Origin of the sequence: Microbacterium sp. GbtcB4 (assembly GCF_019091465.1) — a bacterium.
GTDB lineage: Bacteria > Actinomycetota > Actinomycetes > Actinomycetales > Microbacteriaceae > Microbacterium > Microbacterium paraoxydans.
The window spans coordinates 201,558-213,814 of the sequence record NZ_JAGXJJ010000004.1; the positions used below are offsets into that span (position 1 = coordinate 201,558).

12 protein-coding genes are annotated in these 12,257 nt (G+C 69.1%); 4 read left to right on the plus strand and 8 right to left on the minus strand.

Features of this window, described 5'->3' with window-relative positions; all coding sequences use genetic code 11:
- The gene (locus KVS71_RS08715; RefSeq protein WP_217584353.1) at window positions 1-504 is read left to right on the plus strand and encodes a hypothetical protein; all 504 of its coding nucleotides are present in this window, start codon (window positions 1-3) and stop codon (window positions 502-504) included.
- A 27-nt stretch (window positions 505-531) separates the two neighbouring features.
- Here the strand turns inward: KVS71_RS08715 and KVS71_RS08720 are convergent, their stop codons facing one another.
- The 7 genes from KVS71_RS08720 to rpsA form a co-directional block, all read right to left on the minus strand.
- Window positions 532-1,104, minus strand: a complete 573-nt coding sequence (locus KVS71_RS08720; protein WP_217584354.1) for a CoA-binding protein — start codon at window positions 1,102-1,104, stop codon at window positions 532-534.
- Window positions 1,101-2,405 carry an O-acetylhomoserine aminocarboxypropyltransferase/cysteine synthase family protein gene (locus KVS71_RS08725; RefSeq protein WP_217584355.1) on the minus strand — a complete coding sequence of 435 codons (1,305 nt, stop codon included), beginning with the start codon at window positions 2,403-2,405 and terminating at the stop codon, window positions 1,101-1,103. The genes KVS71_RS08720 and KVS71_RS08725 overlap by 4 nt, the downstream gene beginning before the upstream one ends.
- Window positions 2,402-4,408: an acetate--CoA ligase gene (gene acs / locus KVS71_RS08730; protein WP_217584356.1), complete on the minus strand. Its 2,007-nt coding sequence runs from the start codon at window positions 4,406-4,408 to the stop codon at window positions 2,402-2,404. Before acs ends, KVS71_RS08725 begins: the two co-directional genes overlap by 4 nt.
- Complete coding sequence (locus tag KVS71_RS08735; protein ID WP_217584357.1) at window positions 4,399-5,256, minus strand: ABC transporter permease; 858 nt, start codon at window positions 5,254-5,256, stop codon at window positions 4,399-4,401. The genes acs and KVS71_RS08735 overlap by 10 nt, the downstream gene beginning before the upstream one ends.
- Window positions 5,253-6,293 carry an aliphatic sulfonate ABC transporter substrate-binding protein gene (locus KVS71_RS08740; RefSeq protein ID WP_144881271.1) on the minus strand — a complete coding sequence of 347 codons (1,041 nt, stop codon included), beginning with the start codon at window positions 6,291-6,293 and terminating at the stop codon, window positions 5,253-5,255. The genes KVS71_RS08735 and KVS71_RS08740 overlap by 4 nt, the downstream gene beginning before the upstream one ends.
- Window positions 6,290-7,141 carry an ABC transporter ATP-binding protein gene (locus KVS71_RS08745; RefSeq protein WP_144881273.1) on the minus strand — a complete coding sequence of 284 codons (852 nt, stop codon included), beginning with the start codon at window positions 7,139-7,141 and terminating at the stop codon, window positions 6,290-6,292. The genes KVS71_RS08740 and KVS71_RS08745 overlap by 4 nt, the downstream gene beginning before the upstream one ends.
- A gap of 144 nt (window positions 7,142-7,285) precedes the next feature.
- Window positions 7,286-8,740, minus strand: coding sequence for a 30S ribosomal protein S1 (gene rpsA / locus KVS71_RS08750; protein ID WP_060921208.1), 1,455 nt, complete (start codon window positions 8,738-8,740; stop codon window positions 7,286-7,288).
- Window positions 8,741-8,978: 238 nt separating this feature from the next.
- Between rpsA and KVS71_RS08755 the strand changes: the two genes are divergently transcribed.
- The 3 genes from KVS71_RS08755 to KVS71_RS08765 all read left to right on the plus strand — a co-directional run bounded on the left by KVS71_RS08755 (window position 8,979) and on the right by KVS71_RS08765 (window position 11,256).
- A complete protein-coding gene (locus tag KVS71_RS08755) occupies window positions 8,979-9,512 on the plus strand; it encodes a hypothetical protein (protein ID WP_254635619.1) in 534 nt (177 codons plus the stop codon).
- Between the two features lie 260 nt (window positions 9,513-9,772).
- Complete coding sequence (locus tag KVS71_RS08760) at window positions 9,773-10,273, plus strand: hypothetical protein (protein WP_254635587.1); 501 nt, start codon at window positions 9,773-9,775, stop codon at window positions 10,271-10,273.
- A gap of 32 nt (window positions 10,274-10,305) precedes the next feature.
- On the plus strand, window positions 10,306-11,256 hold the full coding sequence (locus KVS71_RS08765) for a 5'-3' exonuclease (protein WP_144881276.1): 951 nt from the start codon (window positions 10,306-10,308) through the stop codon (window positions 11,254-11,256).
- A gap of 12 nt (window positions 11,257-11,268) precedes the next feature.
- On the opposite strand, the gene KVS71_RS08770 is transcribed toward KVS71_RS08765, so the two are convergent.
- Window positions 11,269-12,255 (minus strand): PHP domain-containing protein, encoded by a 987-nt coding sequence (locus KVS71_RS08770; RefSeq protein WP_217584358.1) that lies wholly within the window; start codon window positions 12,253-12,255, stop codon window positions 11,269-11,271.
- Window positions 12,256-12,257 lie beyond the last annotated feature (2 nt).

Genomic DNA, 12,257 nt, shown 5'->3' on the forward strand with positions numbered 1-12,257 from the left:
GTGGCCGGCCTCGTTGTCGCGATGGCTCTCGTCTTCCTGGCCGTCGCTCAGGGAATCGTCTCCACCACCAGCGCGGCGTGGACGGATCGGACCGTGGTCACGGCGACGATGACCTCCGCCTCGGCATGGTTGTCGCCGTTCGCGGGGAACACGTGCAAGGCCTACAGCAGCCCGTCGGCCGCCCCCACGACCTGCGCGATCACGGCGATCCGCTACGAGGAGATCAGCGACACCTCCGGCCACTTCTACATCAGCACCAACGCACCGGGCGGGTCGCACCACGTCGAGGTCGACGTGGATCTGAAGAGGGCGACGGGCCTTCCCCGGACATGGACTTCCTGGACCGAAGCGGGGGTGCTCCCGGGCAGCCACGTCACGCCCGACCGCGCATGGACGTGCTCCTCGTTGCCGCGGCTCACCGGCCGCAGCCTCGACTGGCACCTCACCGACCTCCAGGTTCCCGTGACGCTGCAACGCAGCACGGCGAACACGATCTGCGCGTGAGCACCCCGGGGACCCAGCGAGCGCCCCTCAGCGCGCGAGCAGCTGCCGCCGGGAGCTGATCACGCCGGTGTCGAAGCCGGCGAGATGCAGGCCGCCGTGGAACCGGGCGTGCTCGATCTTGATGCAGCGGTCCATGACCACCGAGAGCCCGGCCGCCTCCGCGATCGCGGCCGCCTCCTCGTTCCAGGAGCCGAGCTGGAGCCACAGCGTCTTGGCCCCGCTGTCGACCGCCTCCTGCGCGACCCCTGGCAGGTCGTCATGACGACGGAAGACGTCGACGATGTCGGGCTGCACCGGCAGGGCACTCAACGACGGATACACCGGCTGCCCGAGGATCTCGGTCTCCCTCGGGTTCACGAGATAGACGTCGTAGGGCGTGCTGGAGAGCAGGTACGTCGCGACGAAATAGGAGGCCCGCGCGGGGTTGCCCGACGCCCCGACGATGGCGATCGATCGCGCCCGCCGCAGCAGTCCGAACCGCTGCGGCTGCGTGGGGCCGGTCCACGTGCGGCCCGGTTCGACGGCCGCGGGGAGCGCGCAGCTGGCGGCATCCGTGGTCAGAGGAAGGGCGCAGGCGTCGCCGGCGGAGGTCGTGCTCATCGGTGGGCTCCCGTCGCGAGGGTGAGGGCCTGATCGAGGTCCCAGATGATGTCCTCCGCGTCCTCCAGGCCGACGGAGATGCGGATCAGGTCGGGGCGTACGCCGGCGGCGACGAGCTGCTCCTCGGTGAGCTGACGGTGCGTGGTGGAGGCCGGGTGGATCACCAGGGTGCGGGCGTCGCCGATGTTGGCGAGGTGGGACGCGAGCTGCAGGTTCTCGATGAACGCCTCCCCCGCGGCGCGGCCGTCCTCGGCGGCGACCCCGAACGCGAACACGGATCCCGGTCCCAGCGGCAGGTACCGGGCGGCACGCTCATGATGCGGATGACCTTCGAGCCCTGCCCAGGTGACGTAGGACACGCGCGTGTCTGCAGCCAGCCACTCGGCGACGACCCGGGCGTTGGCGATGTGAGCGTCGATGCGCTGGGGCAGCGTCTCCACGCCCTGCAGGAGCGTGAAGGCCGATTGCGGGCTCAGGGCGGGTCCGATGTCGCGCAGCTGTTCGGAGCGCAGCTTGGTGAGGAATCCGTACTCGCCGAAGTTGCCCCACCAGGAGATGCCGCCGTAGGAGGCCACGGGTTCGGTCATCTGCGGGAACTTGCCGTTGCCCCAGTCGAACGTGCCCTTCTCGATGACCACACCGCCGAGGGTCGTGCCGTGGCCGCCGAGGAACTTCGTGACCGAGTGGATGACGATGTCCGCCCCGTGCTCCAGCGGGCGCGCGAGGTAGGGGGTGGCCAGGGTGGCGTCGACGACGAGCGGCACCCCCGCCTCATGCGCGACGGCGGCGAGACCCGCGATGTCGGCGATCTCGCCCGACGGGTTCCCGATCATCTCGACGTAGACGACCTTGGTCTCCGGACGGATGGCCGCGGCGAAGTCAGCCGGGTCGGAGGAGCTGACGAACGTCGTCTCCACGCCGAACCGTCGCAGGGTGACGTCGAGCTGCGTCACCGTGCCGCCGTAGAGCTGCGCGGCGGCGACGACATGATCGCCCGCGCCCACGAGCGCGGCGAACGTGATGAACTCGGCGCTCATCCCGGAGGCGGTCGCCACCGCCCCGATACCGCCTTCCAGCGAGGCCAGCCGCTCCTCCAGGGCGGCGACAGTGGGGTTGCCGATGCGCGAGTAGATGTTGCCGTACTTCTGCAGCGCGAACAGGTTCCCGGCGTCGGCCGCATCGTCGAAGACGAACGACGTCGTCTGGTAGATCGGCACCGCCCTCGCTCCGGTGGCGGCGTCCGGTGTGCCGCCGGCGTGCAGAGCGCGGGTGCGGAACCCGAAGCGGTGGTCGTCTGTCATGATGTCCTCGATTCTGCGGCGAGAGCGCCGGCGATGTCGTCGACGGCCCAGGGGTTCTGCAGTGACGTCGTGTCTCCGAGGGGCTGCGGAGTGCGTCCCGCGCGCCGATCCTGTTCGACATCCCAGAGCTGCGCGAGCAGGCGACGCATGATCTTCCCCGAGCGTGTCTTGGGCAGGTCCGGCACCACGATGACGTGCTTCGGCTTCGCGACCGGACCGATCGCGCGGGCGACCTCAGCGCGAAGCGCGTGCGCGTCGATCTCCGCCCGGCCGGACGGGGTGACGAACGCCACGACCGCCTGCCCGGTGACGGGGTCCGCCACACCGGCGGACCCGGCTTCGCCGACCGTCTCGTGGGCCACGAGCGCCGACTCGATCTCGATCGTCGAGAGGCGATGTCCGGACACGTTCACGACATCGTCGAGCCGGCCCAGGATCCAGATGAATCCGTCGGCGTCCCGGGTCGCCCCGTCTCCGGCGACGTAATAGCCGCCGTGCGCGCCCACGCCTGCGTACGCGGACCAGTACGCGTCGCGGTAGCGCTCCGGATTGCCCCAGACGGTCCGCGCCATCCCCGGCCACGGACGCCGGACGACCAGCGTCCCGGAGCGGCCCGGCGCCACCTCGTCACCGTTCTCGTCGACCACCGCGACGTCGATGCCCGGAAGCGGGACCGACGCGGAGCCGGGCTTCAGGGGTGTGATGCCGGGCAAGGGGGCGATCATCGCGGCACCGGTCTCCGACTGCCACCACGTGTCGATGACGGGGAGCTCATTCCGCCCGAAGTTCCGGCGGAACCACACCCAGGCCTCCGGGTTGATCGCCTCGCCCACCGTGCCGAGCAGTCGCAGGGTCGACAGGTCGTGGCCGCTCGGCAACTCGTCACCGAACCAGGTCATGAACGTCCGGATGAGGGTCGGGGCCGTGTAATAGACCGTGACGCCGTAGCGCTCGATGATCTCCAGGTGCCGCTCGCGGCGCGGAGTGTCTGGCGTGCCCTCGTAGATGACCTGGGTGAGCCCGTTCGACAGCGGCCCGTAGATCTCGTAGGTGTGGGCGGTGACCCAGGCGAGATCGGCCGTGCACCAATGGACGTCGTCGGGTTTGGCGTCGAAGTGCGCCCAGTGCGCCCAGCTCGCGTGCGTCAGATAGCCGCCGGAGGTGTGCACGAGGCCCTTGGGCTTCCCCGTCGTGCCGGAGGTGTAGATGATGAAGAGCGGGTGCTCGGCGTCGAAGGCCTTCGCCTGATGCGCGGTGGGGGCCGTGTCGACGACGTCGTGCCACCACACGTCCCGCCCTTCGGTCCACGGGACGCTCTGTCCGGTGCGACGGAGCACGAGGACGTGTTCGAGCTCCGGCAGTCCGGCAGCGGCGGCATCGGCGGCGGATTCGACCTCGGTCGCCGTCCCCCGCCGGAACTGGCCGTCGCTGGTGACGAGCAGCTTCGCCCCGGTGTCCTCGAGCCGGAAACGCACGGCCTCTGCGGAGAACCCTCCGAAGACGAGGGAGTGGACGGCTCCGATCCGCGCGCAGGCGAGCGTGATGACCACCGTCTCCACGAGCACGGGGAGGTAGATCACCACACGGTCGCCGGGTCGGATCCCGAGGCCTTCCAGCGCGTGCGCCGCCTGGGCCACCCGGCGCTGGAGGTCGGCGTAGGTCACCGAGACCCGGTGACCGGGCTCCCCTTCGAAGTGCAGCGCCACCTTGTCTCCGCGCCCGGCGTCGACATGACGGTCCACGCAGTTCACCGCGACGTTCAGTCGGCCGCCGAGGAACCATCGCGCTGCCGGGACCGCACCGTCGACGGGCGGGTCCCACTCGTGCACGGCCGTCCACGGCTCCGCCCAGTTCAGCCGGCGCGCCGCGTCCTCCCAGAAGGCCAGAGGGTCAGCGGCCGCGCGGGCATAGGCTTCCGCGGTCACGTTGGCATCGAGGAACGCGGGCGACGGAGGATAGATCCGTTCCTCCCGCAGCCGAGCCTCGGTCGTCGTCACGTCCATCGCCGCAGCAGGTACTTCTCCAACAGCGCGAGCACGCCGTTGGTGATCGTGCCGAGCAGCGCGAGCAGCAAGATGGAGAGCAGGATGCGGTCGACGCGACCCGTGCTCTGCGAGTCCGTCAGCAGGAAGCCGAGCCCCATGGACGACGCGATCAGTTCGGCGGCCACGAGGAACAGCCACGCCTGGGCGAGCGCGAGGCGAAGGCCGGAGACGACGGACGGCACGACAGCCGGGAGCTGGACCGTGCGGAACAGCGACCATCCGTGCAGGCTGAACGAGCGTCCCGCCTCGACGAGCTGCGGATCCACATGCCGGAGCGCCGAGGCGACCGTCGTGTAGACCGGGAAGAACGCGCCGATCGCGATGAGGGTCACCTTGGACTCCTCGCCGATCTGCATCCACAGGATCAGCAGCGGCACCCAGGCGAGCGACGGCACCGCGCGAACCGCGGCGAGCGTCGGGCTGAGCAGCACGTCACCCCAGCGCGACAGCCCGACGATGCCGGCCGCGGCGAGGCCGACGACGGAGCCGATCGCGAACCCGAGCAGCACCCGCTGGACCGAGATGGCGATGTGGGTCCAGAGCTGACCGGACTCGGCGAGTTCCACCCCGGCCTGGAAGACCGACGCCGGCGCCGGGAGTCGGTATGGCTCGATGAGACCGGCCGTCGTGACCACCTGCCAGGCGATGAGGATCACGGCCGGGAGCAGGAAGCCCCCGAGGACCCGCACGACGGGCGGCAGACCACGCCGTGCTCCTCCCGTCCCCCGCCGGGGAGCACCCTTCGCGAACTCGAGTGTGTCCCGCGATTGCGCCGGGACGACCACCCGATCCTCGAAACCGGTCACTCGCCTGCGCCCGCCTTCGTCGCGAAGGTGTCGTTGATGATGCTGGACAGCGCCTTGTCGACGGATTCCTGCCCGCCCTGGACGTCGCCGGACTCGACGAGCACCGGGGCGATCTTCTCGAGCACGGCGAGCTGGTCGTCACCGGGGACGCCGTTCACGTCGAGGTTCGACCGCTCCTGGATGACCGTGGTCGCGACCTCGAGGTCGATGCCGGCGACCTCGGCCAGCAGGGCGGCCGTCTCTTCCGGGTTCTCGAGCGCCCACGCACGCGCCTCCTCGTAGGCGTCGACGACGGCCTGAGCGAGGTCGGGGTGGTTGTCGATGAAGTCCTCGGTCGCGTTGAGGAAGCCGTAGGTGTTGAAGTCGACGTTGCGGTAGATGAGCTTGTCGCCCGACTCCTGCTCCGCGGCGGCCATGATGGGGTCGAGTCCCGCCCACGCGTCGACGGAACCGCCGTCGAGCGCCGCGCGCCCGTCGGCGTGCTGGAGGTTCTGCACCTCGACGTCGGCCAGCGACAGCCCGCCCTCCTCCAGGGCCTGGAGGAGGAAGAAGTAGGGGTCGGTGCCCTTGGTGGCCGCGACGGAGGCGCCCTTGAGGTCCTCGACCGAGGTGATGTCGCTGTCGGGACCGACGACGATGGCCGACCACTCGGGCTGGGAGAAGATGTCGATCACCTGGATGGGCGAACCGTTCGCGCGGGCGAGCAGTGCAGCCGAGCCCGCCGTCGATCCCACGTCGACCGAACCCGAGCGGAGGAGCTCGTTGGCCTTGTTCGACCCGGCGGACTGCACCCATTCGACGGTGACGTCGTCACCGAGGATGTCCTCCAGGATGCCCTGGTCGCGGATCACGAGGCTGAGGGGGTTGTAGGTCGCGAAGTCGATGGACAGCGTGTCCGCCGACCACTTGCCGTTCCCGGCGGGGGTGGACTCGGCCTCGGCGGACGCGTTCTCGCCGGCGACGCAGCCGGTGGCGACGAGCATCATCGTCCCGGCGACGGCGATCGCAGGGATGATACGGCGGGTGATGGTGCTCATCGGGTCTCCTCGGGGGTGTGGTGGTGCGTGTCGACGCCGAGCCCTTCGAGGAGCTCGGCGCGCAGGTCGGCGAGGCCGCGGTCGGCGCGGTCTCGGGGGCGGATGCCGGGGACGCGGATCGTCCGCGCGACGGACGACGCCGTGTCATCCGCGTCGCCGACGGTGCGCAGCAGCAGCACGCGGTCGGCGAGATAGAGGGCCTCTTCCACGTCGTGGGTCACGAGCAGCACCGTGGTGGGCTCGGCCGCGTGGATCTTCAGGAGCAGGTCGTGCATGCGAAGGCGCGTGAGGGCGTCGAGCGCACCGAAAGGCTCGTCGAGCAGCAGGACTCCGGGGTTCCTGGCAAGAGCCCGGGCGAGGGACGCGCGCTGCGCCATGCCTCCGGACACTTCACGGGGGCGCTGGTCGGCGGCGTGCTCGAGACCGACGAGCTGCAGCAGCTCGCGGACCCGAGTGCGTCCGACGCCGCGGGAGACGCCGCGGGGAAGACCGAGCTCGACGTTCTGCGCGAGGGTACGCCACGGGAGCAGCCGCGGCTCCTGGAACGCGATCGCCGTGCGCTCGTCGACATCGGCGACACCGGAGCCGTCCAGGCGGATCGTCCCCCGGGTGGGGGTGTCCAGCCCGCCGATGAGGCGCAGCAGTGTCGACTTCCCACACCCGGACGGACCGACGACGGCGACGATCTCCCCGGCGGCGATGTCCAGGTCGAGATCGCGGAGCACCTCGCGTCGCCCCTGCGCGAGCGGGAACGACCGCGCGATGCCGTCGAGGCGCACAGGCTGTGCGGAGCCCGTTGTCTTCGGGGCCGCAGCGGTGCGCGACGCAGGGGGCAGGAGGGCGGTCATGTCCCCATGCTGTCGGAGGCTCCGCAATGTTACGAATGCGGCCGTAATGTTGCGTCACGCAGCTGTTCCGCTGGTTTCCGGGCATGCGAAAAGGGCCGCCACGCCCGCCGTGAGGCGGGGTGACGACCCTTTTCGGAGTGTTGCTTAGGAGTTGCCGCCCGAGAGCTTCTCGCGCAGAGCCGCGAGAGCCTCGTCATCGGCGAGCGTGCCGGCGCCGGCCGACTCGCTCGAGAAGGACTGGCCGCCGAAGTCGTCGCCGGCCGCAGCCTCGGCCTCCGCCGCCTTCGCGACCTGAGCCTTGTGCGCCTCCCAGCGAGCCTGAGCCGCAGCGTACTCCTGCTCCCATGCCTCGCGCTGGGCGTCGAAGCCTTCCTTCCACGCACCGGTCTCGGCGTCGAAGCCCTCCGGGTACTTGTACTCGCCGTTCTCGTCGTACTCGGCGAGCATGCCGTACAGGGCCGGGTCGAACTCGGTGCCGTTGGGGTCGACCGACTCGTTGGCCTGCTTCAGCGACAGCGAGATGCGACGACGCTCGAGGTCGATGTCGATGACCTTGACGAAGACCTCTTCGCCGACCGACACGACCTGCTCGGCCAGCTCGACATGCTTGCTGGAGAGCTCGGAGATGTGGACGAGGCCCTCGATGCCGTCGGCGACGCGGACGAACGCACCGAACGGGACGAGCTTGGTGACCTTACCCGGCGTGACCTGACCGATCGCGTGGGTGCGGGCGAAGACCTGCCACGGGTCCTCCTGCGTCGCCTTCAGCGACAGGGAGACGCGCTCGCGGTCGAGGTCGACCTCGAGGATCTCGACGGTGACCTCCTGGCCCACCTCGACGACCTCGGAGGCGTGCTCGATGTGCTTCCAGGACAGCTCGGAGACGTGCACGAGGCCGTCCACGCCACCCAGGTCCACGAATGCACCGAAGTTGACGATCGAGGAGACGACACCCTTGCGGACCTGACCCTTGTGCAGGTTGTTCAGGAACGTGGTGCGCGACTCCGACTGCGTCTGCTCGAGCAGCGCACGGCGGCTGAGGACGACGTTGTTGCGGTTCTTGTCGAGCTCGAGGATCTTCGCCTCGATCTCCTGGCCGAGGTACGGCGTGAGGTCGCGGACGCGGCGCAGCTCGATGAGCGAGGCCGGGAGGAAGCCACGGAGGCCGATGTCGACGATGAGTCCACCCTTGACGACCTCGATGACCGTACCGGTGACGACGCCGTCGTTCTCCTTGATCTTCTCGACGTCTCCCCAGGCGCGCTCGTACTGCGCACGCTTCTTGGAGAGGATCAGGCGGCCTTCCTTGTCCTCCTTCTGGAGAACCAGGGCCTCGACCTCGTCGCCGACCTTGACGACCTCGTTGGGGTCGACGTCGTGCTTGATCGAGAGCTCGCGCGAGGGGATGACACCCTCGGTCTTGTAGCCGACATCGAGCAGGACTTCATCGCGGTCGATCTTCACGATCGTGCCTTCGATGATGTCGCCGTCGTTGAAGAACTTCAGGGTCTTCTCGACCGCGGCCAGGAAGTCCTCAGCAGATCCGATGTCGTTGATGGCGACCTGCTTGGTGGCCGGGGCGGTCGTTGCGGTAGTCATGTAGTGGGTTGTCCTTGTGAATGGATACTCGGGCTGCGGAGCATGGCCGCGCACGGCCGGGATGTGCTTCGCAGCAGGTGGATTGTGGTGTGTTCGTCACCTGGGCATGCGTGTACACGCCACGAGTGACAGTTCAGGCTACCAGAAGTTGTCGCCCGATGAAGGGGCGGATCTCCCGCAGCCGCTCTGTGGATAACGCCCGCGGCGACCTGCGCATTCCGCATACGGTGGCTCGGTGATGTCGCCCACCCCTCTCCGTCTCCTGGCCGTGCTGGCATTCGGCGTCTCGCTGCTCTCCGGATGCACCCCCGCTCCGGAGTCCACGCCGACCCCCTCCCCCGCGTTCACCTCCGAAGAAGAAGCCTTCGCCGCCGCCGAGGCCACCTTCTCCGAATACATTGACGCGCTCAATCGCGTCGACTTCTCTGACCCGGCAACCTTCGAGGGCGTCTTCAGTCATCTATCGGGGCCAGCGGCTGAATCCACCAGGCGCGCATTCAGCCAATTTCATGCCGAAGGAGTCCGCACCTCAGGCAGGACGCGGTTTTCATGGGTGAGCGGGGTGTCCGCCGACGCCGACACGGGTGGGGTCCAGGCTCGGGTTTGTATAGACGTCAGTGAAGTGGATGTCGTCGACTCTGACGGCGCTTCGATCGTCGCTCCAGATAGACCAGCCCTGCAACCCACAGTGGTGACCTTTGCCGCTACCGCCAACGCCGCCTCGACGATCTCCGACCTTCAGAACTCTGAGGAGTTTGCGTGCGCCTCTTAACCGCGGTCATCGCGATCACACTTTCAACGCTCGGCTTCATTGCTCCATCAAGCAGTGGCTGCAACGCGGCGGTGTCCTTCGTAACTGGGTGCTCCACCACCGGAAACCGCCTGACGATCGCCGCTGCCGAGAAGCGCTCCACGTCAAACGCTCCAGGTCTCGAGCCTTCCAAATCCCCCTCTAACCCAGAACAAAAGCACGAACCGTGCCGGACAGATGACACGCCGCTGAGCCGCTCGTGCGGCATGTACGGGGTGCGGGTGACGAAGGAGGCGGGGCGAGCGCTCACGATCGAGGATCTCGCACAGTTCGCCCCCGCACCGGTGACGACCGCCGCCGAGCCGGGGAACGCGGGCGTCGCAGGTATGCCGACCAACTTCGTGGCGAAGGTCGCCACACACACGGCGACCGGTACCCTGCTCGATCGGCCGGTGACCGTACGCTTCACACCGGTCCGCGTCATCTTCGACCACGGGGACGGCACGACGGCCACGACGCCCGACGGCGGCCGTACCTGGGAAGAGCTCGGCCAGGCGCCGTTCACGGCGACACCGACCAGCCATACCTTCGCGCATCGGGGTACGTACTCCACGAGCACCGTGGTCGTCTACACCGCGGAGGTCGACATCGGCGGGGGGTGGTTCCCCGTGTCCGGTGAGCTGTCCGTCGACGGACCGTCCCGGAGCGTCCGCATCTACGAGGCGACCACCGCGCTCGTGGCACGGACGTGCGAAGAACGACCCGCGGCGCCGGGCTGCTGAGCACCTGATCTGGCACGCTCTACCCTGAACCCATGACCCGCGCCGAACGCCTCATGCTGCTCGACACCGCCAGCCTCTACTTCCGTGCGTTCTACGGCGTGCCAGACAAGGTGACGGCCCCCGATGGCTCCCCAATCAACGCTGCACGCGGATTGCTGGACATGATCGCCAAGCTGGTCACCACGTATCAGCCGACCCACGTCGTGGCCTGCTGGGATGACGACTGGCGTCCGCAGTGGAGGGTCGACCTCATCCCCAGCTACAAGACCCACCGGGTGGTGGAGGTCGTGACTGGCGCCCCGGACGTCGAAGAGGTCCCCGACCCGTTGGAGGCGCAGATCCCCCTGATCAGGGAGACGCTCGGGGCCATCGGCATTCCGATCGTCGGCGTCGCCGAGCACGAAGCGGACGACGTAATCGGCACGCTCGCAACGAACGCGACGATGCCCGTGGACATCGTCACCGGCGACCGCGACCTGTTCCAGCTCATCGACGACGAGCGCGACGTGCGCGTGATCTACACGGCCCGCGGCATGAGCAACCTCGAAGTCGTCACGGACGCGACGGTCGTCGCGAAGTACGGTGTCCTGCCGACGCAGTACGCGGACTTCGCGACGATGCGCGGGGACGCGTCGGATGGTCTTCCCGGCGTCGCCGGCATCGGCGAGAAGACGGCGGCCACTCTGCTGCAGAAGCACGGCGACCTGCTCGGCATCCGGGAGGCCGCGGAAGCCGGTGAAGGCATGAGTGCCGGCATCCGCGCGAAGATCCTCGATGCGCAGGCCTACCTCGACGTCGCTCCGACCGTCGTCGCCGTCGCCACGTCGCTTCCGATCGCTGCCCCGGAAGTCGCCCTGCACGCCCTCACGTCGGAGGAAGCCGAAGAAGCAACGGCCCTCGCCGAGCGCTGGAACCTCGGAAGCTCGATGACACGCGCCGTCACCGCGGTCACCGCGGCCGCGAACCAGATCACCGAGGGCTGATCCGGCCGGACGTCACTCCGCCCAGGCGAGCAGACGCGAAAGCCCCCACGTGGTGACGATGCGTGACGCTGGAACGCCGGCACGCTCCGCCCGTTCGGCACCGTGGTCCAGCAGGGAGAGCTGCCCGGGGGCGTGTGCGTCGGAGTCGATGGAGAAGAGGCATCCCGCCTCCAGCGCGATCGCGATGAGCTCGTCCGGCGGGTCCTGACGCTCAGGACGGGAGTTGATCTCGACCGCCACCCCGTTCTCCGCGCACGCCGCGAACACCGCGGCGGCATCGAAGGCCGAGGGCGGGCGCGTGCCCCGGTCACCCTGCACGAGCCGGCCGGTGCAGTGTCCGAGGACGTTCACCCGGGGATGCGAGACGGCCGCGATCATCCGCGCGGTCATCGCCCGTCCGTCCATGCGGAGCTTGGAGTGCACCGAGGCGACGACGATGTCCAGGTCCGTGAGGAGCGCCTCGTCCTGATCGAGGGCTCCGTCTTCCAGGATGTCCACCTCGATACCGGCGAGCAGTGTGAAGCCGTCCCCCGACTGCGCCCGCACCTGCGGGATCTGCTCGCGGAGCCGCTCCGCCGACAGTCCACGCGCGACACGGAGGCGCGGAGAGTGGTCGGTGATGGCCTGGTACTCGTGGCCCTGCGCGCGGGCGGCAGCAGCCATCACCTCGATGGAGGTCGTCCCGTCCGACCACTCGGTGTGGGCGTGCAGGTCCCCGCGCAGCTTCCCGCGGAGCACCGACGCCTTCTCCGGTTCGACGTCGCCGCGGAGCTCCACGAGGTACTCCGGCACCTCTCCGGCCTGAGCCTGCCGGATGACGGCGAACGTCGACTCGCCGATGCCCTTGGCCGCCCGGAGACGCGTCGGGTCGCCCTGCACGTCGGACGGAAGCTCCTGGAACGTGGCCGCGGCCTGGCGGAACGCCTTGGCCCGGTACCGCGACGCCCGCTCGCGCTCCAGCAGCGAAGCGATCTCGAGCAGCGCGTCGACCGGGTCCATGG